Here is a 25,717-nt window from a genome sequence, read left to right on the forward strand (position 1 = left end):
AACCGGTAGCATATTTTTTCTTTAGTGATATAAGGACGACACAAACATAAAAAATCAATAAACCTAGGCTAGGTTGTCCCATGAAATTAACCTTATCTTTAGGCTCACTGTCGGCTAACAGTTTGTCTATCGAACAAAAACAGCAAGCACTGCTCGATCTTGTGATCAACGCTTATGAACCACATGAGCGCACCGCGCTTTTTCAAACCATTACGGATTACCGTAAAAACCAACTCACCTCTCTCTTCCCAGAGCATCAGCATAAAAGCTATTCCGTTCTCTTTGAGTTAATGGATTATCGCGATCTTATTCAACGCTATCCAAGCACACTATCAGAAGAAATTGCTCTACTTGAAGGCGTTGTGGGACAGTGCTATATGCATTGGTTGGACTTTTGGTGTGAGTGTGAGATCGCTGCGATTAAAGCCAAGTTTCCATTAGAAGAATACGCTTCAACAGCGCCCAAACTTCCCTTTGAAGACAGCGCTTATTACGGTGCGCTAATTGAGCGCGTAGAAGATGCTCAACTTATGGTACAAGCTCCGAGCCATCCGCAGGCAATGCCATTGAGTGATGCGATTGCACTCAGCAATCTTGAGCTTTTTATACAAGGTGAAAAGTGGTACGAAATGCTGCCACTGCTGTTTTTGTCCCAAGTTGGTAAACACTTCATCGTGTTAAAGCACCCAGACCAAGAACCTTGCCCTACTCTTGTTGCTTCTGCACTTATCCAAGATTGGTCCATTCATGATACTTGGCTCAGCTACGCGCCGCAGTTTAGTAACGAACAGTGGAATTACTGCTTTCCTAGTTATGGCTACTCCGAATTCACGCGTTTACAGCTATTTACACCATCTGCACTGTTAAAATGTTACTCTCTCCCAGAATTTGATAGTGAATTCAAGTTACAATTGGCAGATACGCAAGCCGTATGTGAAGTGCTGCGCCTGACAGTAAGTGGAAATGCTCAACAAAAACTCTACTTCCTCTACCTCGCTCAAAAAGAACTGATGAGTGTGTTGCATCAAACAGGCTATAAAATCGGCTTCACCATTATCGAGCAACCTTTCATGCTCAACTTTTATCAAGCCATCGACGCAAAAGCGTATTTCCATTCAGGTTATTGCGACTTAAATAACGATGGCAAAGAGACGTACCGTGGATTCTGGAATTTTGAAATGATGGTCAAAGCATTCAGTGATACCGACTTTCGAGGCTATAAACGTGCCGTTCGAGAGATCAGAAAACGTGGTTCCCTAGAAAGAGATGAGCATGTTTGATTTTAGCTTAGAGGCAATAATCTACGCCAAGGCCGTGACGCTCCTCGCGACCGTCGCCGTGGTTATGATGTGGCTCTTCTATTATTGCTATCGCCTGAAACAAAAAAATGAAGTGATCTTCGGTACACACCACGCGCCTTACATCGCGTATTCAGTGTGTATCATTGCGTGGATCAGTAGCAACGCTTACTTCCATACCGACTTATTGCCTCAGCTTGGTGCAAAGGCCGGCATATTCATGGCAAAGTTTGCCAACCTCGCCTCGTTTTTCGCCTTTGCGTTTGCGTACTACTTCTCTTGTCAACTCGCGGCAGAACAGCGAAAAGGCAAAGTCCATCTATGGCAGCAGGCGATTTTCGTTACTCTTACGGTCTACTCACTGTTTATCAATTTGCGTCCCGATTTGACGGTTGAACATGTGGACATCGTAGGACCAAGCCAATTCGTCATTGAGTTTGGGCCTCATACCTCGTACTTCTTTATTGGTCTTGTCAGCTTTGTTGTCCTCACGCTAGTAAACCTTGTTGCGATGAGAGCCAACAGCAGCAAGTTAACCTTAGCGAAGACGAATTACATGATCGCCGGTATCTTGGTGTTCATGCTGTCTACCGCAACCATTCACCTTGGAATGACCTATTTCATGGGGGATTTCTCACTTACTTGGTTACCACCAGCCTTGTCCATTAGTGAGATGTTGTTTGTCGGTTATGCATTGTTGACCTCTCGCTTCTACAGCGTGAAATATCTGGCTTACATGTGCCTGAGTGCATTGCTCGTTTGTGCGATATTTGTTCTTCCGCTGGGGGCAATATTCATTCCGCTAACGGACAGCAACCAATGGCTTATCGCCACACCAATCTGCGCACTCATCGGTATCACATGGCATTTACTCTACAAACGAGTGAGTCGTTACGCTTCTTTCCTGATTTACGGCAACAAAAAGACGCCGGTTCAACAAATCCTAGCGCTAGAAGAAGATTTTAAACTGTCGATCGATGAGGCTATGCGTCACCTTGGGAATCTACTGCAAATTCCAAATGACAAGTTGCGCCTCGTAACCAGTAACTACAACGAGACCTTCTACGAAGATTACCTTTCCTCTAACAAGTCGGTGCTGGTCCTTGATGAGCTTTCTGAAGAGTTGGATTACAAGGTTTCCGCAAAAGGCTCGCTCAAAGCCCTCTACGACAAGATGAGCTCGAACAACACAGCTTTGGTCATGCCTTTATTTGGTCAAGGAAAATCGGTGACGCATTTATTGGTTTCTCCACATAAGAGCAACAATCAAATGTTCTCTAATGAGGAGATCTCCGCACTGCAGACCTTGCTCACGCGAGTCCAAAGTACCATTGAGGCCGACCGCCGCATTCGTCAAAGTCGCGCTTTAGCAAACTCAATTGCCCATGAGATGCGTAACCCTCTTGCTCAAGTTCAATTACAATTTGAGGCTCTAAAGCAGCATATCGAAGATCAGGCCTCCGTCGAGCAGATCAAATTGGATATAGAGAATGGCCAAGCGGCGATTCAACGTGGCCGACAACTTATCGATATCATTTTGCGAGAAGTGAGCGACAGCTCTCCGGAGCATGAACCTACCGCGATGACCTCGATTCACAAAGCCGTCGACCAAGCCGTCAGTCACTACGGTTTTGAAAATGAGAAGATAATTGAAAGAATTCGCTTACCGCAACACACTGACTTTGTTGCAAAACTTAACGAGACCTTATTTAACTTTGTCATTTTCAATCTGATTCGTAATGCAATTTACTATTTTGAATCGTATCCAGACAGTCAAATTGAGATAAGCACCAAAACGGGTCCTTACGAAAACATTCTCGTGTTCCGTGACACTGGTCCAGGCATCGACGAGACGATATCTCACAAGATCTTTGATGACTTTTTCTCTTACCAAAAGAGCGGTGGTAGTGGCTTAGGTTTAGGTTATTGTCAGCGTGTAATGCGTTCATTTGGCGGCAGAATTGAGTGCGAATCTAAACTTGGCGAATTTACCGAGTTTCATTTGTACTTCCCTGTTGTGCCAAATGCACCAAAAGCAGAAACCTTACGCACGCCTTACTTCAATGACTGGAAACACAGTAAACGAAGCACTGAACATAAAGTCACGGCCAACGTACAAATAGATAGCCAAGCACCAACAGTGCTCATTGTCGACGATAAAGAGGTGCAACGTGCGCTTGTACAAATGTATTTGAACCAATTGGGCGTCAACAGCTTACAAGCGAATAACGGTGAAAACGCAGTAGAAGTATTTAAAAACAACCACGTAGATTTGGTTCTAATGGATGTGCAAATGCCTGTTATGAACGGGTTTGATGCAAGCCAAAGAATCAAAGCGCTCTCTTCTCAAACGCCTATCATTGCTTTGTCGGGTGAGTCTGGTGAACGAGAATTAGACATGATCAAAAAGCTAATGGACGGGAGACTAGAAAAGCCAACGACATTGAACGCTTTGCGTCATGTTTTGAACAACTGGTTGAATAAAGATGCCGCGTCTAACTCTTTTGAAAAAGAGAACGAATAGTTGGCATCTGATATGCATTGCTGAAGTACAAATCGAATTATCCACAGATTCAAGTCCTCTACAGGATGGAGGAGCAGCTTGATAAGGAGTGAACATGATGCTTCATCGACACACATATTACGGCTTGATTCACCACGGTATCAAAACACTGTTGCTTGATCGCGTCGGTCATTACACTGAAGAAGAATACCATCAGTACCTAAGCCTAATGACCGGAAAATCAACGTGTTTTACCATGTCTCATGATGAGTTAGAGGCGACCGTTGATAACCTTCTGAGAGAGGGTTACCTAGAAGACGTTAAGACATTAATCACGCGCTACCAAAACGTCGCGTAGCCACTACTCCTCCCCCCCAAAATTGCCGTATTGATTACGGCAATTTTTGTTTCCACTAAGCTATAAATGTTCACATTGCCGCAGATTTCGCTAGACTGTCCTCAACTCAACAACTCGGTATTTTTGCAGCATGAAGCAAATCCTTGACTTTATTCCACTCATCGTCTTCTTTGCACTTTATAAGATGTACGACATTTACGTTGCGACTGGTGCTCTTATTGCCGCGACTGCCATCCAGATTGTGTTGACGTTTGTACTGTACAAAAAAGTAGAGAAGATGCAGCTGATCACTTTCGCCATGGTGGCCATCTTTGGCGGTATGACGATATTCCTCCACGATGAGAACTTCATCAAATGGAAAGTGACCATTGTTTACGTGATATTTGCTATAGGCTTAGCGGTAAGTCACGCGATGGGCAAATCAGCAATCAAAGGCATGTTAGGCAAAGAGATAACGCTGCCAGATGCGGTTTGGACCAAGATTAACTGGGCGTGGGTCGGCTTCTTTTCGTTCTGCGCAGGCTTGAACGTATACGTTGCGTTCGAACTCCCATTAGATGTTTGGGTGAACTTCAAAGTGTTTGGTTTGTTGATTGCGACGTTCGCTTACATGATTGCAACGGGCTTCTACATCTATAAACACATGCCAAAAGAACAGAAAGAGCAAAAAGAGAACTCATCCGATGTGTCGGTTGATGATTAAAAACTCAGTTTTGCTATAATTCGCTCATATTGATTATTCACAGCGACCTTTGGGTCGCTGTTTTGTTCTTGCTGTCTGGACTTTTGGTGTTGCCTTATTGCAATCCACCCAGACTAGCTTTGCTAGAGTTAATGGATGTCAAAATGAGTCAGGAAATTCAATCCCCTCGCGGCCAACTGCTGCTCCGTACCCTCGCTATGCCTGCCGACACTAACGCCAATGGCGATATTTTCGGTGGCTGGATCATGTCTCAGCTCGATTTAGCGGGCGGTATTCTTGCTAAAGAAATCTCTTCTGGTCGAATCGTAACGGTCTCAGTATCAAGTATCACTTTTAAAAAACCCGTTCGAGTCGGCGACGTTGTGTGTTGTTACGGCGAATGTACTAAAATCGGTCGCACTTCAATGAGCATCGATTTAGAAGTTTGGGTTAAACCAATCAAAGAACACGGCATTGAAGACCGTTTCATGGTTTGTGACGCAACCTTCAACTACGTTGCGATCGATACTGAAGGCAAACCACGCCCAATTCAGAAGTAATCAAGTACGCCATAACCAATAAATGCTAGGAAGAACCTCACAATTTTTCATGTTCGCTTGTGAGTGACACAAAAAAGGCGTTAAATTAAGACTTTACCCTACCAATTAAGGAAATATGCTATGTGGTACGTCATCTTTTCTCAGGACGTCGAGAATTCATTGGAAAAACGTATGAGTGTTAGACCGCAACACCTTGAGCGCTTACAACAGCTTCAAGACGAAGGTCGACTACTCACAGCGGGTCCAATGCCAGCGATCGATTCTGATAATCCAGGTGAAGCGGGCTTTACAGGCTCAACCGTTATAGCAGAGTTTGCTTCTTTGGAAGATGCTCAAGCATGGGCTGATGCCGATCCTTATATCGCGGCGGGTGTTTACGAAAATGTCATCGTAAAACCGTTCAAGAAAGTGTTTTAAGTTATGAAAAAATTACTGTGTCTATTCCTCGCATTTGGTGCCTTAGCTGGCTGTTCATCGAACGATGATAAACAGCGCCAGCTCGAATTGATGGCGTCAAACCGTGCGGGTGTTCTTTCTGCGGGCTTACCGCTTGAATACGGCCCTCTTAAGATTTTACGCATCTCATCCAATAAGAATGTGGTTGAGATGATGATGATCTACAACGACGATGCACTGGGTGCTAAGCCGTTAAACCAAGTTTTGAATACCAGCATTTACACCTACTGCAATACGCCTTCAGTTCGTGAGCAAATCAATATGGGCTTGATGTACCGCATTAAGATCCGTAACTCTCGCGGCCAATTAATGGCAGATGAGCTAGTATCAGAGCAAACTTGTACTGCGACTCAACAGCCACAGTAATGCGCTTACTCGTTCACTAGAATGAGTAAGAAATCAGATAAAAAAAGCGAGGCTCAATGTCCTCGCTTTTTTATTTCCATTCGCTAGTAATCATTAAGCGAGCTCAGTGCGTAACTTTTTCGCGGCTGAGACCAGGTTTGCTAACGCCACTTCTGTCTCTGCCCAGTTTCTCGTCTTCAAACCACAGTCTGGATTCACCCATAAGCGCTGTACTGGCACCTTCTCTGCTGCCTTCTTCAACAGACCTTCAATCCACTCTTGTGTTGGAATGTTCGGCGAGTGAATGTCGTAAACGCCAGGGCCAATTTCGTTTGGATAATTAAACTCTTCAAACGCTTTCAGTAATTCCATATTCGAGCGAGATGTCTCAATGGTAATGACGTCCGCATCCAACGCCGCCACCGAATCAATAATCTCATTGAACTCGCTGTAACACATGTGGGTGTGGATTTGCGTTTCCGGTTTCGCGCTTGCCGCAGAGATCTTAAACGCATCAACAGCCCATTGCAGATACGCTTTGTGGTCGCGCTTCTTCAAAGGCAGACCTTCACGTATTGCAGGTTCATCTATCTGGATAATATTGATGCCTGCATCTTGTAGGTCGGACACCTCATCACGTAAAGCGAGCGCTAGTTGGTCTGCAATTTCTTTACGAGTGATATCTTCTCGCGGGAATGTCCAACATAGTATTGTCACCGGACCTGTGAGCATGCCTTTCATCTGCTTGCTGGTTAATGACTGCGCGTAGGTAGACCACTCAACCGTGATCGGCTTTTCGCGTTCAATATCTGCCACAACAATGGCTGGTTTCACACAACGAGAGCCGTAACTTTGTACCCAACCAAACTTTGTGGTTTGGAAGCCAGCCAAGTTTTCGGCAAAGTATTCCACCATGTCGTTGCGCTCTGCTTCGCCATGCACCAAAACATCAAGGTCGAGTGCTTCTTGGCGTTTTACCGCATCAGCAATATGACCTTTTAGCGCTTGGTGATACTCAGCTTCTGAAAGCTCACCAGTGCGATACGCGCTGCGCTGAACACGGATTTCTCCTGTTTGCGGGAAGGAGCCAATAGTCGTTGTCGGAAGTAGCGGCAAATCAAGTACCTCAGCTTGGTGGGCAGCACGCTCAACATACGGTGCACTTCGCTCACCGAGTGACGCGGTAATGCTATTCAAACGTGCCTGTACCTGAGGTTTGTTCACATGAGTGGCTGTCTTACGATCCTTAATTGGCTGGCTGTAAGTATCGCAAGCGAGAATGGCGTTTTGGTCACCATCGAGCGCACGCCCAAGTAGCGCCACTTCCGTCACTTTTTGCTTCGCAAACGCAAACCAACTTTTCACTTCATCACTCAAAGAAGGCTCAAGATCGAGGTCGACAGGGCTATGTAACAGTGAGCAAGAGCTCGCAACCCATAATCGGTCGCCAATTTTATCTTTAACGGGCTGTAAACGTTCCAACTGTTTGCTTAAGTCAGTACGCCACACATTACGTCCATTCACCACACCCGCAGACAATATCCAATCCTCTGGCAACTTAGCGACAACTTCATCCAGTTGCTCTGGTGATGCAGACAAATCAATATGTAAGCCATCGACTGGCAGCTCAATAATCTTATTCAGCGTATCACTAACAGAATCAAAATAGGTCGTCAGTAAAACTTTCACATCGCTGCGGATCACCTGATACGCGAGCTTGAATGCGTCTGCCCATTTATCTTCAAGTTCAAGTGAAAGAATAGGTTCATCAATCTGCACCCACTCGACACCCAAACTTGCCAGCTTAGAGAGAATGGCTTGATACGCAGTCAAAATTCTCGGCAATAGCGTTAGGCGGTCAAAGCCCTCTTCCACTTCTTTGCCCAAATACAGATAACTCAATGGACCAAGCAGAACCGGCTTCACTTTATGCCCTGCTTTAATCGCATCGTTCACTTCCTCAAACAATTGCGGCCAACTGACTTCAAATGAATCGTCCTTACTGAATTCCGGAACAATGTAGTGATAGTTGGTGTTGAACCACTTCGTCATATCAGAGGCAGCAGCTCCTTTGCAATCACAGCTAGCTTGAGACTGCCCACGGCCGACTTTGAATAGCGTGTCTAGATCTGGAAACCTATTGGCGTGACGCTTCGGTACATGCCCAAGCAGCAAGGTGGTCGTAAGCACATGATCGTACCAAGCAAAGTCACCAGCAGTAGCGAAGGTTAAACCCGCTTCCGTCTGCGTGTTCCAGTTCTTCTCACGTAATGCCGCACCAACTTGTTTGAGTTCGTTTTGATCTATTTCTCCTCGCCAGTATTTCTCCTGAGCAAATTTGAGTTCGCGTTTTTCACCAATGCGTGGGTAACCAAGAATATGCGTTGTCGTCGCCATGTCCGTATTCCTTATTCAGTGTCTGATGTTTGAGTCAGAGCATCGAGTATGAAATTCACCAAGATGTCTGGATGGCTAAAACTATCTCTCTGACAGGCGAATTGAACAACATCCAATTATTCAACTTGTTTATTAAATAATTTCATAGTGAGGGATCTCATTCGCACTCAATCAAAACAAATGGACGTCTAGACGTTTACATATCCATTTTTTATCGGTAAGTTAATAAAGCTCATGGCAGACACATAAGGATGAAAGGGATTCATGATAGAGTTGAAACACTTACGTACCCTCACCTCGTTACGAGATACAGGGTCACTCACAGCGACAGCGACAGCTTTGCATCTGACGCAATCAGCCCTTTCTCACCAAATCAAAGATCTCGAATCTCGTATTGGCGGTCAGCTATTCTTGCGTAAAACTCGCCCCGTGAAATTTACGTCTGAAGGAGAAATCTTGCTTCGACTGGCCGATGACGTCTTGCCAAAGCTTGCCAGAGCCGAGAACGAGCTCGCGAGCCTAAAAGAAGATGTAAATGGCCGCTTGCACATGGCAATTGAATGTCACTCTTGCTTTCAGTGGTTGATGCCTGCGCTTAAGGAGTATCAGATCACGTGGCCAAGCGTTACGCTCGACTTCTCGTCCGGTTTTGGCTTTGAGCCTCTACCTGCATTACTCGCCGGGGAACTTGATTTAGTGATCACTTCCGACATTCAGCCTCGCTCTGAAGTGCACTACGAACCGCTGTTTGATTTCGAAATGCGCTTGATCACGTCCACCAGCCATCCCCTTGCCAATAAAGAGATCATTGAACCTGAAGATCTTGCCGATCAAACCATGCTTTCGTATCCAGTTCAGAAACAAAGATTGGATGTGGTGAAACACTTCTTACAGCCAGCAGGTATAGAGCCAGCAAAATGGAAGCAAGCAGATAACACGCTAATGCTGGTACAAATGGTGTCAGCAGGATTGGGCGTCGCGGCGTTGCCTAACTGGGCTATTTCGGAGTTTTCGCGTCAAGGACTCATTACCAGTAAGCCGTTTGGTGATGGGTTATGGCGTCGCTTGTTTGCTGCAACACGAAACTCGGAAAAAGATAAACGTTATTTACAAGCCTTCTTTGCAACCGCGCGCCAACAATGCAAAAGCCACCTTGACGGCATCAAGATGGCTTAAAAATTCGGGAAGCGAGACGAATTTAACGTTCGTAAGATTTGAATTGATTAGTAAGTGGGTCGTATTGATAGCCGAGCATATCAAGCTTGCCCACTAGCGATTCCACATCCATTTCGTACATGGAAACGAGCTCTTCAAAGCTGTCGCACTCTAAGCGCAGCTTTTCATTGACGATACCCAGCAAAATAATGCTGTCCCAGTTACTAACATTGCTTAAGTCCATAGCGACACTCCTCTAAGACAAGGTATTCGACCTCAATTCTGTTGAGCACATGCGTCTTGGCGCACTCTAAACGAATAGAGGCTATATCTAAAGCGTAGACTTAATCGGATGATTTGAAAGTGAGCTCGGTCTAAATCCCGAGCTCATTAAGCAGAATTCTGAGAGGATGTAAGGTCACGTAGGCTTATGCGCCAAGCAAGAATAGACCTTGAAGGCTGGTCATTGAAGCAAGAGCCAGTAATAGCGCCGCCGCCAATTGAACTTTATTCGGCGCCTTGTGAGTAAAGATATGCCAGCACCAAACGACAATGGCCATAATCAGCATCGCCAATGACGCCAAGATGTGTTGCGTCACTGAGTTTAGCGTCGCTTCATCCAATTGATACGCCGAGAACAAGGTCATTACGACCAACAACATACCTGAAACTACACCAGTCACAGGCAAAATACGGTGGAAAGCTTGCAGGCGGCTACGCGCAATAACCAGAAGCAGTTGAGCAAATGCCGCACCCAAGAAGAAGATCATCAGCGCCATCGAAGCCGAGGCTGCCCAATGCGGTTGCTCAAACACTTGAATGCTCACATAAGCAAACGCCAATCCGTTAGCAAGGTGCAGCGCCCATAGCGGACCTTTTTCACGAGTCTTTTTAGTCTGAACTTGAGAGTAGAAATAGAAGATCGCGAACACGACCATAAACGCTTCAATACGTAGCGAAGCCACTGCCAACCAAAGAATACCAATTGATGGCAACATCTTATGCAGACGACCACGTTGACCCGGACAGATATCGCCTTTAATCAAAAGCAAAGTCAACAGCGCTTGCGCGCCAAACAGCATTGGAGGAAAAGTTAACAGCAGTTGTTGAATCATGTTGAATGCAAACTCAAAAGTCATTTTGGGGTGGCGATAATAGCAAATCGCCTACCGCCAAACCACCTAAACACAACATGGCTTTTCGTTATTACTTATGGGTAAGCATCCATTACAGTGAGGCCAAATAACTCAACACATCTTCTTGCGTCAGCAAACCGCGATATTCGTTTTGCGAGTCACATAAAATCCAAGGGAACTTGGTGCCTGCTTTTACTAAAGCTTTCACTTCAGAGACCGGCAGGTTTGCATCCACTCTTTCAAACTCCGTATTCATCACTTGGTTAACCGGACGTTTCCAAATGCGGTTCTCTCTTTCTGATTCCAGATCCGTCCCCATCGCAGGTGTTAAATGCAAATTGACCTGTTCCTTAGTGATCAGACCAACACAACACTTTTCATTGATCACGACTAATGGTGCATCTGGGCTGAGATTCATGTACTCAACCGCCAATGATAATGGCTCTCCTGGGTCTAAACGCCTCACATCACGATGACTCAGTGAAAGTAAAGATTCATCGCATGTTGGCTTGATGGCTACCCCGTTAAATCGCTTCTTGTGACATTGCGGCTTGTCCAATAAAACCACAGGAATAGCTTGAGAAAACAAGAACCCCTGCATGTAATCCACGCCAACACTAGCAAGTACTTTTAGTTCCTCTTCTGACTCAACCCCTTCGGCAACGACTTTGACATTCAGCTTATGAGCGAGCTCAGTGATCATCTTAACGATGCTGTATTTTGTACTGCCCTCCTCGATGTTCTTCACGAACTTGCGGTCGATCTTGAGTAGATCAAACTGGCCTTTTTCGAGATAGGAAAACGAAGAATATCCCGTACCAAAATCATCAATCGCGATCTTAATGCCCTGCCCGCGCAATTCTTCCAACGCGACTGTATGCTCTTGGTCTTGTTCGAAGTACGCGGTTTCAGTCAGCTCAATGGTAATACGGCTTGGGTCTACACCACTCTCTGCGATTAAGTCTAAAGAACTTTGCAGAACTTGAAGGGAATCTAATTTGGTATTTAACGAGCGGTTAAGCGTTAAGCCAATCTCCTCACCATAGACTTTTTGAATATGAGACAATTGCTTCAGTGCGGTTCTGCACACTACGTCGTCGAGTGCAGCGATCAACTCTAGGTCTTCCACCACTGAAATCATCTCTTGTGTGTCGTAGGTTTTGTTCTGATGGTAGAAACGAGCTAACGCCTCAAACTTCACGATTTTACCAGTGCGCGTTTCAATAATCGGTTGAAAATACACATCCACCAATTGGCTCTCAATTTGCGTTCTTAAAAACGCCTCCAAATGATGACGCTTGACCAACTCATCATGCAAGTCACTGTTGTAAAAACTAAAGTAACTTTGGTCGCCTGTCGGTGCAGAGACCATCGCTTGCGCGGCATGCACCAAAGCTTGTCTTGGATTATTGGTATCGTAACCCAGTACTGATACCCCTGTTTGACCTTCTACAATCACATCATGCATGCTCGAACCCAGCTCACTTCTTAGTTCAACAAAAAAGCCTCTCAGCGCAATCTGAATCAGCCTCAAAGGGCTAAGCCATTGACAGCGCGGTGTCTGCAAACAAACGGCAAATACATCTTTGGATAATTGACCGGCAATGCTCGCGTGTCGACTACGCATCATGAAATCCGCTAAACCGAGCTGTTGCTCAAGCAAGTTTTTACGCGAGAAATTAGGACGTAACGTCATGACGATGTTCAAATCTTTGTTGCCATTTTCTCTTGCTAGATTGGCAAGCTGAGATTCGAATTCGTCACGAGGGGGAAGAAAGGCCGACCATTGTTGAGCTTGTTCTCCCGCTTTTTTCATCCAAAGGAGGGAGGCAGAGATATCCGTCGAAAAGCCAAGGAACAGTGTTCGACCAGAGGTAAAGTTAAGACGATAGATACACAAATGGTGGGCTTGATTACTTCCGTTTGAAGCACGACTTAATAGATTGCCACTCCAGTAACCCTCTTGGCCAATCTGCTCCCAGATATCATCGTAGAAGGCTTTACTGTGATGGTCCGAGCTAAAAATGTTGGTTTTCAAACCGACAATATCGCGATTTTCATATCCCATTTGTTGCTCAAAAGCACGGTTACAACCAAGGATTCGCGTCTCTTGATCTGCTACTAAGATACCTACGTTAGGCAAATCGAAGATGGTTTCGAGGATTTTTGCCAATTCCTCACAACCGGTGATACTCAATTGTGGAATAACATTGCCTTGAACGATGTGATCATTCAGGCGTTCAAAGCTCATGTCGACATGAACCAACATGGCCTCATTCGGCATCAGACAACAAGACAAATTGCCATGCCCGCCATCTCGTTCAATTTGCGCTATTTTTTCCCTTGCGACATCTTGTTGGCCTAACAACATGTGTTCGAGCAAGTCGTCCAATCCGCTGATGGGTTGCTTTAAACCGAAAGCGGCCATCATGCCCTTCTGGTCACATTCAAATTCTCGGGTCTGAATATCGTAAGACCAATCGATAACCTGAGAATGACCGGACGCTGGCTGCACCTCTCCTTGTGCAATAGACAATAGTTCACTCATTACCTAGCCCCCTATTTTTATCAGCCATTGCCTCTTTGTACTGATTCCCCATCGTGTCGCCTGATTTTGCTGTAGTTTTATGATTGCAAAGTGGTCATACACAATTTGGAACGTCACGGCGTTCGGTCAGTATTCAGAGTCAAAATGACGTATGCATTAGCATGCACTTAAATAAATTATAGGAAGAGTTTTCAATAAGCACACCATTGCTTATCAATAAATTTTCACCATTAGCAAAGCCAATAACCACAAGGCTTTGAAGGACATAACGCAGTAAAAAACACCAATGCAATTGCGAGTAGTTTTCATCTACGAATAAAACTTACTGAACTAAGCTTGATAAGGGAACTTGGGTATAGATACCTGATTATCAAATCGCTATAATTCGCGCTCCCTGGAACAGAGAGCAAAATATGACCAACGACATTACTCCTATTCATGAGTACAAAAAATACTGGGCTGAGTGTTTTGGTACGGCACCCTTCTTGCCGACCAGTCGCAAAGAAATGGACGCCCTAGGATGGGATAGTTGTGACATTATCATTGTCACGGGTGACGCGTATGTAGACCACCCGAGCTTTGGTATGGCGATCATTGGCCGTCTATTGGAATCTCAAGGTTTCCGTGTCGGCATCATTGCTCAACCAGAATGGCAAAACAAAGATGCTTTCATGCAACTTGGTAAGCCAAACCTGTTCTTCGGGATCACTGCGGGCAACATGGACTCCATGATCAACCGCTACACTGCTGACAAAAAGCTTCGTCACGATGACGCTTACACACCTAATAACGAAGGTGGTAAACGCCCAGATCGTGCAACGTTGGTGTACTCACAACGTTGTCGTGAAGCCTACAAAGGCACACCTATTGTTCTTGGCGGTATTGAAGCAAGTTTGCGTCGTGTAGCTCACTATGACTACTGGTCAGACAAAGTTCGCCGCTCTGTTCTGTTTGATGCAAAAGCAGACATCCTATTATTTGGTAACGCCGAGCGTGCTCTTGTTGAAGTAGCGCACCGTTTAGCCGATGGCGAAGACATCACCAACATGACCAATATCCGTGGTACTGCGGTTAACTTACCTGCAGAACCAGAAGGTTACACGGTTATCGATTCCTCTCGTATTGAGAAGCCTCGTAAAGAAGCGTTCGTACCTAAGAACCCATACGAAGTAGAAACTCAGTGCGACACCAAAAAAGAAGAGTCAGAAGCGAAGCCAATTACGATTCGCCCATCACGTCATGATGCGGCGAACACAGCGGTGCGCTTACCTGCCTTCGAAAAACTAAACAACGACCGCATTCTGTATGCGCACGCAAGTCGTGTTATGCACCTAGAGACCAACCCGTACTCTGGCCGTGCCCTATTGCAACGTCATGGTGATCGCGAACTTTGGGTAAACCAAGCGCCAATCCCGTTGACGACAGAAGAGATGGACTTTGTATTTGGCTTGCCTTATGCGCGTGTTCCTCACCCTATGTATGGCAAAGCAAAAATCCCAGCTTACGACATGATCAAAACCTCGGTTAACATCATGCGTGGCTGTTTTGGTGGCTGTTCTTTCTGTTCGATTACCGAACACGAAGGCCGCATCATTCAAAACCGTTCTCAAGATTCCATCATCAACGAGTTAGAAGAGATCCGCGACAAGGTTCCAGGCTTTACCGGTACGATTTCTGACTTGGGTGGTCCTACAGCAAACATGTACCGTCTTGGCTGTAGCGATCCAAAAGCGGAGGCAAACTGTCGTCGCCCTTCTTGTGTGTTCCCGGGTATCTGTAACAAACTGAATACCGACCACAAACACACCATCGATCTTTACCGCGCAGCACGCAAAGTAAAAGGTGTTAAGAAGGTCATGATCGCATCTGGCGTACGTTACGACCTTGCAATCGAGTCACCAGAATACGTTAAAGAGCTTGTGACTCACCACGTAGGCGGTTACCTGAAGATTGCTCCTGAACATACCGAGAAAGGCCCGCTGGATCTGATGATGAAGCCGGGCATGGGCACTTACGACCGCTTTAAAGAGATGTTTGAGAAGTACAGCGCGGAGGCAGGTAAAAAACAATACCTGATCCCTTACTTCATCTCGGCGCACCCAGGTACAGAAGACGAAGACATGCTGAACTTGGCTCTATGGCTGAAGAAGAACAACTTCGAGTGTGACCAAGTACAGAACTTCTACCCATCGCCAATGTGTAACGCTACGTCGATGTACTACTCAGAGACGAACCCTCTGAAGCGCGTGAAGTACAAACAACGTGAAGATGTGCCAGTGGCGAAAGGTGAACGTCAGCGTCGCCTACACAAAGCCCTACTTCGCTACCACGATCCAGCGAACTGGCCAATGATCCGCGAAGCGCTGATCAACATGGGTAAAAAACACCTGATTGGTGATAAGCCAAACTGTCTGGTTCCTGCAGAAGACATTGATGCGCAAACACCAGCACAGCGTCGTAAGTCTGGTCGTCACGGTGCAAACCGTTTTGCGACCAAACACACCAAGAACCAACCGGGCTTCGGTGGTCACTTGAATAAACGCTCTGAAGGTGGTTCGCGTGATGGCAAGCCATCTGGCAACCGCAACGGTTCAGGTAAAGCGCAAGGTGGTCAAAACGGCCAAGGTCGTGGCAACCAAAACGGTCAGCGTCCTAATACGGGGTCACGTCCTGGTAGCAACAACCAAAACCGTTCAAACGGTGCGGGCTCACAAGGTCAAGGTCGTCCTCAAGGGCAAGGCAAACCAGCGGGTCAACGCAAACCTAAACGCCGTTAATTCAATAGAGCTTGAACAGTAAACTTGAATAGAAAAAAGGGCTTAAGAGGTAACTCTGAAGCCCTTTTTTTGTCTTTCGTTTGTGACTATCACTGCGATGCCATTAAAAACTACACACTAGAAACTAACCCCTCAGAGAAGCGCCTTTCTAGAGCATCCGATTATCCCTTTCTATAATCGGATTAAGGTAAGCGAGCACGTGATATCTAGTCATGTATATGAGCGCAGGAATACAAATTACTGAATTGACGCAACATTGACATAATTAATCTAAATCAATTTTACTGTGTGTCGCATAATTAAAACAGGAAGTCTAAGTATGTCAAACAAGAACTACGTAACCACCTTAATGCTGTTGTGCGCCTTTGCCTCGAGTGCGAATGCAGAAAGCAAAGATGACATTGATAACATTAAAAACAAAATTGGCGATATCCAAGATAGCCTCTCTCAATCGCAAGACACAATGCAATTCGTGAGATCGGTTTCTGGGTCAACCTTTGTGCCGGAACCGAAACACAGTAAAGATATGCCTTCTTACAGTTACTTCACGATAGAGAGCTACGACATATTCAGCAGCCCTTCTGGCAAGCGTATGATTCAAGCTGTTATCACCAACAACTCAGGTGGTGGTATTAAGCTCAAGACATCTCAAATCAAAGCGTACTTTGGTGGCCAAGTGTACTTATCCCCTTCTTCGATTGAGCAGGGCGATAAATTCGCTCAAGGAGAAACGAAGTCCGTCACTTTGCATTTTGATGAGAATAGTGCTTCTATCCTTGGTTTAATGACCAGAAACTACTAAGCGATTTTGGGGCTAAAGCTTCTCTCCAACAATCAATGGTAATAAAACTGATGCTCTAAACTTCATATTCCCTTTTTAAGCCATCAGCTTCCCCAAAAATCGTACTAGAAACCGATACTAGTGAGGCTCCAAAGGTAACTCCGGGGCCTCTTTTTTTTATATGCAGCTCTCAACAGCCCTATCACAACTCACAATTCGACTCTAAGTCACCCTTGAGCCCTATCGATACAAAAAATCGTATACGCCAACCAACTTATTGGAAAAACAAACAACTTTTTGGTTAAAGCAGAATCACGCAAGGAATAACACACTGATTTTTAATTGTTTTATTTTGGTGCGATATTTGCCTAATGGAGTAAAACTCTTAAACATAGGCTGACGATGAGTAATCCACTTCCTCCAAAAACTTCGATGTTTTGGCACGACAACAGCTATACCCACGAAGAAGCTGTTCAGGCATTTGAAAGCGATGGCACGTTGAAATCTCTGAATACCGTTCCAACCACCGCATCCGATGATATGGCTGGCTCGCCTCCAGAGCGCAGTATGTTTTGGGAGGGAGAAACAAAAAAAATCGATCCGCCACCGCCGTCTGAACCAGAACCTCTCAATTTAAAAACCGAGAAAGAACCAACAGAGGCTTTACCGACACACTTCATCCCTGTTCGCTACGCCATCGATCAGCTAGAGACAGAAGAAACACAACCTTTTGGTTTGCCTGAAGAATGGAAAGGCCAAGACCCAGCCAAACTCAATACCATTGGCTACACCCTGCGTCAGCTTCGTGATGGTTGGTTGTATGTCTATGATGCAATCAACAAAAGCCTAGACGAATACGAAATCAAAGGAACGCAATTCACGCTCTACAAGCTGGGAGAGTCGGAAAGCCCAGAATCCGAACAGCGTGGGACACCAGAAGGTGCAAAACCTTTCCTTACCTACGAAGACGGAAGCGTGCTGTCGATTTGTTACTCTGAACACCGTTGGACATGGAACATGTTCATGCGCGTCCTTAACAATCCGAGTAATCATATCGATCGCATGCAGACTGTTGTTCTGTCTGCAAACGAGAATCAGCCCAACATTGCACCCATAGATAAGTTAACTCAAGTGGCTGATATTGAATCTTCCGCCGTTGATGATGGGCGTTTTGCGGATTCTGGCATCGCCACCAAAGCTGATGAAGATGGCTCTATCTTTAAACCTGTCGCAGCCGAGAGTGATTTAACCTCTGCGATTCCAGAAGAAGAATCAGGCTACTTCGTCGCGATAAAAGATTACGCCGCAGACATTCAAGATATGTCGCTGCATTTTGTTGGTGCCGCAAGCCCCTACCGCCTTTTCATTGACCAGTTTTCAAACCAGTGGAACTTGATGCAAACCGCCATGCAGCTGTGCATGTTCGGGGCAAGTGACGAGATAGACATGCCAGCTAGCGTTAAGCGTAACGGCGTAGAGCTGTCGTTTTATACCGACATGGCAGAATATTATGACTCATCTAGTCAACTCGATTTGGCAGAACAAAACAAAAGCTCAGTTCAGTCCGGCTATCCTGCCAAGTTTTCTGCCGGAGCGATTGAATCACACCAACATACCCAAAGTGACATTGCCAAAGCAGTACAGGACAAATATCGAATTTCTGCAAGCCGATTTGGTAAATACGAACAATGGATAGCGACTGAACGCTGGCGCAAGCAGCTCAACTGGAAGCAAATGCTGAGCGAAATGCAAGAGCTGTCAGAACAAAAAGAAACCATGCTAGCCCAAGTTGTCTCGGTAAAAAGCGACTTTATCGCTGTAATGGAATCTTTGACACCGCATCATCTCGAGAGAACCTTCGACCTATACAGCGAAGATACGCAGTACAGCTTGTATCAACTCCATAAGCAAGCAGTTGAGTCATTTACTTTGGTGGTGCAAGAAGAAGACCGCCAATGGGCAGAAAGCCAATGGGAGAAACCAACCAGCTTACTCGCACTCTACACTTCTGGGTTTAGTCGTAGCCTCTTTAAACAAGTGGAGAAGTTAATTCCTGAACAAGTTTCAAATCAGGTAGGTGAAGTAGACGTCGCCAAAATTGCTCCAGACACTGAAAGCTCAGACAAACAATTTATGGACTACGTTTCGGCAGCAAGTAACCGTATAGGTATGTATGCAAAAGTAATGGACTTTATTTCTAACCCAAATACTGCAGAAACCGAGTTTTTAAGAGATATAGCGAAAGGATTCGATGGGCTAGATACCATATTCAAAGCGACGAACAGTGCTTTATTGAAGGGGGTAATAGAGGTTGGCGTTAGCCTTACAGCCCAAGCGTCGATCTTAATGATATCTCTATTGTCAAAACCGTTCACCCGAACAAGTTTTTACCTAAGAGCAGCCGTTGTAGAGCGCTTGTCGATAGATACTCCAATCAATGTCAATAAAGGCTACGCTCAAAATTTTGGTACTTGGAAGTCCGACCATGATAAAAAACTCATCGCATCTAACCAAAACAAGGAAGTGTTAGCAGCCTTCAACAAGGGTGATAAAACTATATCAAACACGCAGTATAAGAAGGCTCTACAGCAACAGCGGCACCTTCAAAAAAGCTTAGCCGTTGCGACATTTGAATACCCACAGTACGTAGAACTTCCAGATGACGTACTTAAGGCAACAATTCAAATGCGTAAAGACATATGGGACAACAGATTAAACAATCTTAATCAACGGTTTGAAGATGTGGGTGGTTTAGGCTTCTTAGCTCTGATTTTCAACTGCCTCGCACTTGCTGATGCAATGAACAGTATTCAAGAAACAGGGTTAATGTCGCAAGATGATTTCTTAGATGTTCAACAAAAGCTGTTTTACACGGCCGGAGCTTGGACAGGTATCCGTACAGGTAAGTTCTGGGATAGTGTGAAGGGTGACCCTAAGTTAAGAGCCCATTCATATAAAGTATTAAAGGAGTTAGTGAGTCATAACGTCGAAGGTTTTGAAAACTTGATCCTTGATGACTTAAAGCTATTCAATAAATGGCTCGCGATTACAGGGGCTTTAGGTGCGCTAGCTTCAGGTATAGAGGCTTACCGTTCTTGGCAACGAGAAGATGAGCTGTATGGTCGAGAGTTAGTGTTTCAAAGGTTGAGTACAGCTAGTTTAGGCGTAACAAGCGCTATCGCCACGTTGCAATTTGGAGGCACATTAACAGGATGGCTCTCACCTAACATAACATTTGGTGCTCCAGTTATGGCTGCTTTAGTTGCAGTAACGATTATTACTTTAGTTGCCAATCACGTTCTGAGTAAAGTAAAACAAGATGATTACCAAAAATGGTTAGATAAACTGCCTTGGGGTTATCACCCTGCTCGCACTCAGTGGAGCCAATCTGCAAGCTTGCCTGAAAGAGAAAAGCATAATTCAGCATTGGTGCAGCAAGCGCTGTTTGACTTACAATCTATTATTCAGCAACCTACGGTATACCATCAGCCTATTGAAAAAGTACAGGCTTATCCAGGCTATACACATCGTGAGTTAGTTGGTTTGGAAGTGCATGTTCAGCTTCCACAACGAGCTGCAACGAATGGTATTATGGTGAGTACTAACACCAAAGCAACAGAAGATGATTTAACGTCCGGCTCCTGGCATCAAAACGCAGATTTAGTCACGCTACAAACTCAAGACCAAACGAGCAAAGAATTACTGGTGTACAAGGTAACATTGCCAATTAAAGAGGCCGATCAATACCTTGCTATGCAAGTAGCTTATGATGTGGAAGATGATGCCCCAGCTAAGCGTGAGTATTGGTTCCAAAACGGCGTAAAACAGAGTGCAACTTATGGCTCAATTTCAGACAATACCAAACAAGACATCATTAAAAAAACACTCACCCCCGTTGTTAGCACATTAGTTTTTCAGGAGTAACCCTTGGCGTATTCACCATTTTATATCACCCCAGAAGAGTTGGCTGTTTATCAAGAGGCGCAAGAGCAAGAAATTCTCACAGGAAACAATTTAACAACGTGGCGTAAGTACGATATTGAAGAGCCAAGTCGATACCTTTATTTGTTCATTTCGATTGTAGCAATGTTGCCGATAATTGTACTTTTCTACTTCCTTGGCTTTTGGTCTCGAGGATGGGTTAATGATGCCATATCGGTACTTATCACATTTTTTGTGTACTCGTTAAGCTACTACATGTATGGACGAGACTATCGCTATGACTATATTTTTTCAGATAAAGGCTTTGTGATGAAAAAGCGTCGCAATATGCCTAAATGGATAAATACCGCCGCGCAAGCTGTTGGCTGGATAGGTGCAGTAGTATGTGTGGTAATGGTAGCGGTGGTAGGCCCGATGGCGTTAGCGGGAGCTGGAGCCCTTATTTTATTCTCATTCGGTATGTTAAAACGTCAGCCTGATGAACCAACAGAAGTAAGGGTGGGCGAACGAGAAGATTGGCTTTTTGCGGATTACAATAAGAAAAGAAAAGTAGTTAAGTTCTTTTTTAAGTATGACAGGTGCGAATACCAAGATACTGCTCAGAAGATTACTTTTCGCTCACAGGGGCGATTCTATTGTTACATTTTCTTTAAAAATGAAGCAGACTTAGAATCCATGGTCACGCAACTTTCAAATATCTACAAACTGGACTGTAAAGAAGTCAATGATCATAAAAAGCTGTTTGAAGCGACGCCTGAACCTAGACTTTTTACGACTCCTGCTTGTTATCGAGAATATCCTACCAATGAAGTGTTTGATTTAAGGGTTGCGAAAGCGCCACTCCCAGAGTGTAAGTATCTTTACAACGGCAAGTGGCAAACGGAATCTGAAATCGAACAATCAAAACCTGAACTAACAACAGCCAAGGAGTAACCTTTGGCTTATTTACCTTTTTACATCACCCCAGACGAGTTTTCGGCTTATCAAGAAGAGCAAGAACAACAGATCCTGAAAGGGAATAATCTGACAGTCTGGCACAAGTACGATATTGAAGAACCTTTTCGATTCTTATACTTATCGATTGCTATAGCCACTGTCAGTCCATTATTTTTCCTTACCTATTTCCTACATGATAACAGTGACATGATCTTAACTTATATTTTATCGGGTCTGACGATAATCATGTCTGGTGTATCTTATCTGACATTTGGTTTGGACAATCGTTATGATTACACCTTGTCCGATCGCGGATTGGTTATAAAAAAGCGACGTGATTTACCGAATTGGGTCAACTCTGCGACTCAAGCCATGGGTTGGATTGGAGCAATAGTTTGTGTCGTGATGGTTGGAGTTGCTGGACTTATGGTTCTTGTCGGAGCTGGTGGCTTTATATTGGTTTCATTTGGTATGTTAAAACGTCAGCCTGATGAACCAACAGAAGTGAGAGTCGGTGAGCGAGAAGACTGGCTCTTTGCTGATTACAATAAGAAAAGAAAAGTGATTAAGTTCTTTTTTAAGCATGACACATGCGAATATATTAATATGGAACATACTAAGATTTCACGCTTACACAATCGATTCCACTGTTACGTATTTTTCAAAACCGTATCTGACTTAGAGTCTATGGTCAATCAGCTAACCACGGAATATAAGCTTGACTGTACAGAAGTCACAGACCACAAAAAGCTATTTGAAGCTAAGCCAGAGGCTAGACTGTTTAGTACGCCAGTTTGTTATAAAGAATATCAAACCGATGAGGTATTTGATTTAAGGGCCTCAAATGCCCCGCTCCCAGAGCGAGAGTACCTTTACAACGGCAAGTGGCAAACTGAATCAGAAATCGAACGCTTAAAAGCGGAAGGTGCACAGCAAGCCACTCCCGCTTCGTAGCTCACAACAAGCATGAAAAAGGGCTCCGGAGATAACTCTGGAGCCCTTTTGCTTTGTTTGATTTACGTGGAGAGCTAAATTATTTCGCTACGTTGCCTGCAACGTTTAGTGCATCCCAAGTACGTGCGAATGGTGGTGCGTAGCAGAAGTCCATGTAGCCTAGTTGCTGTGTGGTCATCTTCGCTGTGATGGCAACAGCGAGTGCATTGATTCGGCCTACAGCGCCCTTCTTACCCACGATTTCGCCACCAAGCAGCACATTAGTTTCTGGGTGGTAAACCAGCTTCACTTTAATGTCTTCTTGGCCTGGGTAGTAGTCGGTTTGGTTCTTATCTGAAATGGTTGAAACCTTCACTTCCAAACCGTGTTCTTTAGCTAGAAGTTCCGATACGCCTGTGCATGCCAGTTCGTAATCTAACACTTTCAAGCATGACGAGCCTAAGAAACCACTCATGTAAGTGTCTTTGCCTGCAAGTTTGTCAGCCATCATGCGCGCTTGCTTGTTAGCTGTGGTTGCAAGTGGAACATACACTGATTTTCCTAGCGCCATGTGGTGAACCACTGCACAGTCGCCAACAGCGTAAATGTGTGCATCTTCTGTTGCGCCAAACTCATCTACTAGTAGTGCGCCGTTCGCTGCTTTTGGTAACTCGAATGCTTCTGTGTTAGGTTTGAAGCCAAGTGACATGAGCACAACGTCTGCTTCAACATTGCCGTTGTCGGTTTCTACGATGTAACCGCCCTGCTCCGCGTCGCGGATGGCTGATACGCTACAACCGGTTTTTAGCTCAGCGCCAGATTCACGAATCGCACCTTCTACCACTTCAATCATCTCAGGGCTGAACTGACGGCTCATCACGTGTTGTTCACGCTCAATGATGGTGACGTGTTTGCCTAGTAGGTGTGCAGCATCGAATACTTCAAGGCCGATAAAACCACCGCCGATCACGCAAACGCGTTGTTTGCTGCTGTCCTTAAGCGCTTCTTTTACTGCCAAACCATCTTCCATGCTGGTTAGCGTGTATACGTGCTCTGGGTTGAACTCACCGAACGATGGCACGATTGGGCGTGCGCCAGTGGCAATCACCAACATATCGTAATCGATGGTGCTTTCTTCACCTTGGTGACGAACTTTAATCTGCTTTTCAGTGCGGTCTAGTGCCACCATTTCAGTTTCAATGCGCACATCTAAACCAGATTTAATCGCTTGCTCTGGCGTACGAGAAATCATGCGCTCAGTGTCATCAAACATGCCACCAGCAAAGTAAGGTAAACCACACGCACCGAACGAGATGTAATCGCGCTTATCCAGCACAATCACTTCATCTGATGGCTGATTACGTTTGTATTTCGCTGCGAAACTCATACCTGCAGCGCTACCGCCTACGACAACAACTTTCATATTTATTACCTAAATAACCTGAACTCAGGAAAAACGGAGAGCACCCGCGTTGGGTGCTCTTTATTAAGTTTGGAAATTACACTGCAGCTTCTTTTGACACTGTTGCAGCAACATCAGCATTGTATTGCTCAGTGTTTAGTGAGCCATTCTTCTTCGCGGTTAGTACACCTGACAACATTGAGCCAGAGATGTTAAGCGCGGTACGAGCCATGTCGATAAGCGCTTCGATAGAAACCAGAATCGCCACAACCGTAATGTCTAGACCCATGATAGTCAGCACCGCTACCGCCGCGAACGTTGCACCGCCACCAACACCTGCGATACCGAATGAAGCAATCGCGATGACAGCAATCAGTTGTAAGATGAAGCCTAGGTCAACTGGCATGCCCATTACTTGAGCCGCCATGATAGCTAGCATTGCTGGGTAGATACCCGCACAACCGTTCTGGCCGATACTGGTACCGAATGTTGCTGACATGTTTGCTGTTTCTTCGTCCACACCTAGACGTTGAGTTTGAGTTTCAACGTTTAGTGGGATTGCCGCCATGCTTGAGCGAGAACCGAAGCCAAATACAAGCACTGGCCAGATTTTCTTCATGAACTTCGCAGGAGACAGACCGAACATAGACACCATCACGAAGTGGATAGCGAACATTACACCGATTGCCACGTAGCTTGCTAGTAGGAAGCGACCCATTTCTGCTAGTGCGAACAAATCGTTTGTCATCATGAACGTGGTCATCAGAGCGAATACACCGTAAGGCGTCAGTTTCAGAATCTCACGTACCATTGAAAGTACGACTTCTTTTGCAGAGTTGATGAAATCAACGAAGTTTTGCACTTTCTCAGGCTTACGGTTTTTCACTTGCAGAATACAGTAGCCAAGGAACATACCGAACAATACCGTTGATAGCGTCGACGTACGTTGAGAGCCCGTTAGCATGTCAAAGATGTTGGTTGGGATGATAGACAGCGCCATACCTGATAGACCGCTGCTCGCCATCGCATCTTGTGTTGCAATCAGAGAATCACCGCGTGCTTCGATAGCGCTGTTAGTGCCGATAGTGCTGACTAGCGCGTTAGCATCGATACCGAATAGGTAAATACTTGCGATGCCCACTGCAGCAGAGATAGCACAAGTGAAAAGTAGAATACCGATGATTTTTGGTGCGATACGCGATAGTGCACCACCGCCTTCTACGTTCATGATCGAAGAGATCATCGCCACAAATACTAGCGGGATTACGATCATTTGTAGAAGCTTGATGTAGCCTTTACCGAACACAGAAATCAGTTCAGCAAAACCTGCCGTTGCAACGTTGCCTACACCGAATACGAGCTGAATCGCACCGCCGAATAACAGGCCAGCAGCAAGCGCACTCAGTACGCGGAAGTTAAAGCTTTTCTTTTGTTTTTTGAAGTTCGCAAGTAATGCGTAGAACCCAAAGAACAGGATGCTCAATCCAATAAATGAAACGCTCATGAGA

At 45.2% G+C, this 25,717-nt stretch carries 19 protein-coding genes; 13 read left to right on the top strand and 6 right to left on the bottom strand.

The genetic code is table 11. The features are described 5' to 3' along the window. Positions 1–80 precede the first annotated feature (80 nt). From VCHENC03_RS07995 to VCHENC03_RS07965, 7 genes are all read left to right on the top strand, one after another. Positions 81–1,280 (top strand): acyl-homoserine-lactone synthase, encoded by a 1,200-nt coding sequence (locus VCHENC03_RS07995; RefSeq protein WP_009706922.1) that lies wholly within the window; start codon positions 81–83, stop codon positions 1,278–1,280. After that, on the top strand, positions 1,273–3,822 hold the full coding sequence (gene luxN, locus VCHENC03_RS07990; RefSeq protein ID WP_009706923.1) for a quorum-sensing autoinducer 1 sensor kinase/phosphatase LuxN: 2,550 nt from the start codon (positions 1,273–1,275) through the stop codon (positions 3,820–3,822). The genes VCHENC03_RS07995 and luxN overlap by 8 nt, the downstream gene beginning before the upstream one ends. Positions 3,823–3,916: 94 nt before the next feature. Beyond that, positions 3,917–4,159 carry a hypothetical protein gene (locus tag VCHENC03_RS07985; protein ID WP_009706924.1) on the top strand — a complete coding sequence of 81 codons (243 nt, stop codon included), beginning with the start codon at positions 3,917–3,919 and terminating at the stop codon, positions 4,157–4,159. Between the two features lie 130 nt (positions 4,160–4,289). Continuing rightward, positions 4,290–4,862 carry a septation protein A gene (locus VCHENC03_RS07980; RefSeq protein ID WP_009706925.1) on the top strand — a complete coding sequence of 191 codons (573 nt, stop codon included), beginning with the start codon at positions 4,290–4,292 and terminating at the stop codon, positions 4,860–4,862. Between the two features lie 143 nt (positions 4,863–5,005). Further along, complete coding sequence (yciA, locus tag VCHENC03_RS07975) at positions 5,006–5,401, top strand: acyl-CoA thioester hydrolase YciA (RefSeq protein ID WP_009706926.1); 396 nt, start codon at positions 5,006–5,008, stop codon at positions 5,399–5,401. Between the two features lie 120 nt (positions 5,402–5,521). Further along, positions 5,522–5,818 carry a YciI family protein gene (locus VCHENC03_RS07970; RefSeq protein ID WP_005434977.1) on the top strand — a complete coding sequence of 99 codons (297 nt, stop codon included), beginning with the start codon at positions 5,522–5,524 and terminating at the stop codon, positions 5,816–5,818. Between the two features lie 3 nt (positions 5,819–5,821). Next, complete coding sequence (locus tag VCHENC03_RS07965) at positions 5,822–6,223, top strand: GspS/AspS pilotin family protein (RefSeq protein ID WP_009706927.1); 402 nt, start codon at positions 5,822–5,824, stop codon at positions 6,221–6,223. A 93-nt stretch (positions 6,224–6,316) separates the two neighbouring features. On the opposite strand, the gene metE is transcribed toward VCHENC03_RS07965, so the two are convergent. Beyond that, positions 6,317–8,599, bottom strand: coding sequence for a 5-methyltetrahydropteroyltriglutamate--homocysteine S-methyltransferase (gene metE, locus VCHENC03_RS07960; RefSeq protein WP_009706928.1), 2,283 nt, complete (start codon positions 8,597–8,599; stop codon positions 6,317–6,319). Positions 8,600–8,863: 264 nt separating this feature from the next. Here metE and metR point away from each other — a divergent pair, with 264 nt between their 5' ends. Beyond that, positions 8,864–9,775, top strand: coding sequence for an HTH-type transcriptional regulator MetR (gene metR, locus VCHENC03_RS07955; protein WP_009706929.1), 912 nt, complete (start codon positions 8,864–8,866; stop codon positions 9,773–9,775). Between the two features lie 22 nt (positions 9,776–9,797). Here the strand turns inward: metR and VCHENC03_RS07950 are convergent, their stop codons facing one another. The 3 genes from VCHENC03_RS07950 to VCHENC03_RS07940 all read right to left on the bottom strand — a co-directional run bounded on the left by VCHENC03_RS07950 (position 9,798) and on the right by VCHENC03_RS07940 (position 13,438). Continuing rightward, the gene (locus VCHENC03_RS07950) at positions 9,798–9,998 is read right to left on the bottom strand and encodes a DUF4250 domain-containing protein (protein WP_009706930.1); all 201 of its coding nucleotides are present in this window, start codon (positions 9,996–9,998) and stop codon (positions 9,798–9,800) included. A 184-nt stretch (positions 9,999–10,182) separates the two neighbouring features. Beyond that, positions 10,183–10,893, bottom strand: a complete 711-nt coding sequence (locus VCHENC03_RS07945; protein ID WP_032802905.1) for a hypothetical protein — start codon at positions 10,891–10,893, stop codon at positions 10,183–10,185. 88 nt (positions 10,894–10,981) lie between these two features. Continuing rightward, a complete protein-coding gene (locus VCHENC03_RS07940; protein WP_009706933.1) occupies positions 10,982–13,438 on the bottom strand; it encodes an EAL domain-containing protein in 2,457 nt (818 codons plus the stop codon). Between the two features lie 413 nt (positions 13,439–13,851). Between VCHENC03_RS07940 and VCHENC03_RS07935 the strand changes: the two genes are divergently transcribed. From VCHENC03_RS07935 to VCHENC03_RS07915, 5 genes are all read left to right on the top strand, one after another. Next, positions 13,852–16,215: a YgiQ family radical SAM protein gene (locus VCHENC03_RS07935; RefSeq protein ID WP_009706934.1), complete on the top strand. Its 2,364-nt coding sequence runs from the start codon at positions 13,852–13,854 to the stop codon at positions 16,213–16,215. Positions 16,216–16,534: 319 nt separating this feature from the next. Next, positions 16,535–17,017 (top strand): hypothetical protein, encoded by a 483-nt coding sequence (locus VCHENC03_RS07930; RefSeq protein ID WP_009706935.1) that lies wholly within the window; start codon positions 16,535–16,537, stop codon positions 17,015–17,017. A gap of 381 nt (positions 17,018–17,398) precedes the next feature. After that, on the top strand, positions 17,399–20,920 hold the full coding sequence (locus VCHENC03_RS07925) for a T6SS effector BTH_I2691 family protein (protein ID WP_009706936.1): 3,522 nt from the start codon (positions 17,399–17,401) through the stop codon (positions 20,918–20,920). A gap of 3 nt (positions 20,921–20,923) precedes the next feature. Then, positions 20,924–21,871 carry a hypothetical protein gene (locus VCHENC03_RS07920; RefSeq protein ID WP_009706937.1) on the top strand — a complete coding sequence of 316 codons (948 nt, stop codon included), beginning with the start codon at positions 20,924–20,926 and terminating at the stop codon, positions 21,869–21,871. A 3-nt stretch (positions 21,872–21,874) separates the two neighbouring features. Beyond that, the gene (locus VCHENC03_RS07915) at positions 21,875–22,828 is read left to right on the top strand and encodes a hypothetical protein (protein WP_009706938.1); all 954 of its coding nucleotides are present in this window, start codon (positions 21,875–21,877) and stop codon (positions 22,826–22,828) included. Between the two features lie 79 nt (positions 22,829–22,907). Here VCHENC03_RS07915 and VCHENC03_RS07910 read toward each other — a convergent pair whose 3' ends face one another. Both VCHENC03_RS07910 and VCHENC03_RS07905 read right to left on the bottom strand, forming a co-directional pair. Continuing rightward, the gene (locus tag VCHENC03_RS07910) at positions 22,908–24,230 is read right to left on the bottom strand and encodes a CoA-disulfide reductase (RefSeq protein ID WP_009706939.1); all 1,323 of its coding nucleotides are present in this window, start codon (positions 24,228–24,230) and stop codon (positions 22,908–22,910) included. Positions 24,231–24,306: 76 nt separating this feature from the next. Continuing rightward, positions 24,307–25,713: a cation:dicarboxylate symporter family transporter gene (locus VCHENC03_RS07905; protein WP_009706940.1), complete on the bottom strand. Its 1,407-nt coding sequence runs from the start codon at positions 25,711–25,713 to the stop codon at positions 24,307–24,309. Positions 25,714–25,717 lie beyond the last annotated feature (4 nt).

Source organism: Vibrio sp. HENC-03 (assembly GCF_000305755.2).
GTDB lineage: Bacteria > Pseudomonadota > Gammaproteobacteria > Enterobacterales > Vibrionaceae > Vibrio > Vibrio owensii.

What these genes read in the sequence shown, in the direction of transcription:
- VCHENC03_RS07995 (WP_009706922.1), top strand. Translation starts at nt 81, where the DNA reads ATGAAATTAACCTTATCTTTAGGCTCACTGTCGGCTAACAGTTTGTCT.
- luxN (WP_009706923.1), top strand. Translation starts at nt 1,273, where the DNA reads ATGTTTGATTTTAGCTTAGAGGCAATAATCTACGCCAAGGCCGTGACG.
- VCHENC03_RS07985 (WP_009706924.1), top strand. Translation starts at nt 3,917, where the DNA reads ATGATGCTTCATCGACACACATATTACGGCTTGATTCACCACGGTATC.
- VCHENC03_RS07980 (WP_009706925.1), top strand. Translation starts at nt 4,290, where the DNA reads ATGAAGCAAATCCTTGACTTTATTCCACTCATCGTCTTCTTTGCACTT.
- yciA (WP_009706926.1), top strand. Translation starts at nt 5,006, where the DNA reads ATGAGTCAGGAAATTCAATCCCCTCGCGGCCAACTGCTGCTCCGTACC.
- VCHENC03_RS07970 (WP_005434977.1), top strand. Translation starts at nt 5,522, where the DNA reads ATGTGGTACGTCATCTTTTCTCAGGACGTCGAGAATTCATTGGAAAAA.
- VCHENC03_RS07965 (WP_009706927.1), top strand. Translation starts at nt 5,822, where the DNA reads ATGAAAAAATTACTGTGTCTATTCCTCGCATTTGGTGCCTTAGCTGGC.
- metE (WP_009706928.1), bottom strand. Translation starts at nt 8,599, where the DNA reads ATGGCGACGACAACGCATATTCTTGGTTACCCACGCATTGGTGAAAAA.
- metR (WP_009706929.1), top strand. Translation starts at nt 8,864, where the DNA reads ATGATAGAGTTGAAACACTTACGTACCCTCACCTCGTTACGAGATACA.
- VCHENC03_RS07950 (WP_009706930.1), bottom strand. Translation starts at nt 9,998, where the DNA reads ATGGACTTAAGCAATGTTAGTAACTGGGACAGCATTATTTTGCTGGGT.
- VCHENC03_RS07945 (WP_032802905.1), bottom strand. Translation starts at nt 10,893, where the DNA reads ATGACTTTTGAGTTTGCATTCAACATGATTCAACAACTGCTGTTAACT.
- VCHENC03_RS07940 (WP_009706933.1), bottom strand. Translation starts at nt 13,438, where the DNA reads ATGAGTGAACTATTGTCTATTGCACAAGGAGAGGTGCAGCCAGCGTCC.
- VCHENC03_RS07935 (WP_009706934.1), top strand. Translation starts at nt 13,852, where the DNA reads ATGACCAACGACATTACTCCTATTCATGAGTACAAAAAATACTGGGCT.
- VCHENC03_RS07930 (WP_009706935.1), top strand. Translation starts at nt 16,535, where the DNA reads ATGTCAAACAAGAACTACGTAACCACCTTAATGCTGTTGTGCGCCTTT.
- VCHENC03_RS07925 (WP_009706936.1), top strand. Translation starts at nt 17,399, where the DNA reads ATGAGTAATCCACTTCCTCCAAAAACTTCGATGTTTTGGCACGACAAC.
- VCHENC03_RS07910 (WP_009706939.1), bottom strand. Translation starts at nt 24,230, where the DNA reads ATGAAAGTTGTTGTCGTAGGCGGTAGCGCTGCAGGTATGAGTTTCGCA.
- VCHENC03_RS07905 (WP_009706940.1), bottom strand. Translation starts at nt 25,713, where the DNA reads ATGAGCGTTTCATTTATTGGATTGAGCATCCTGTTCTTTGGGTTCTAC.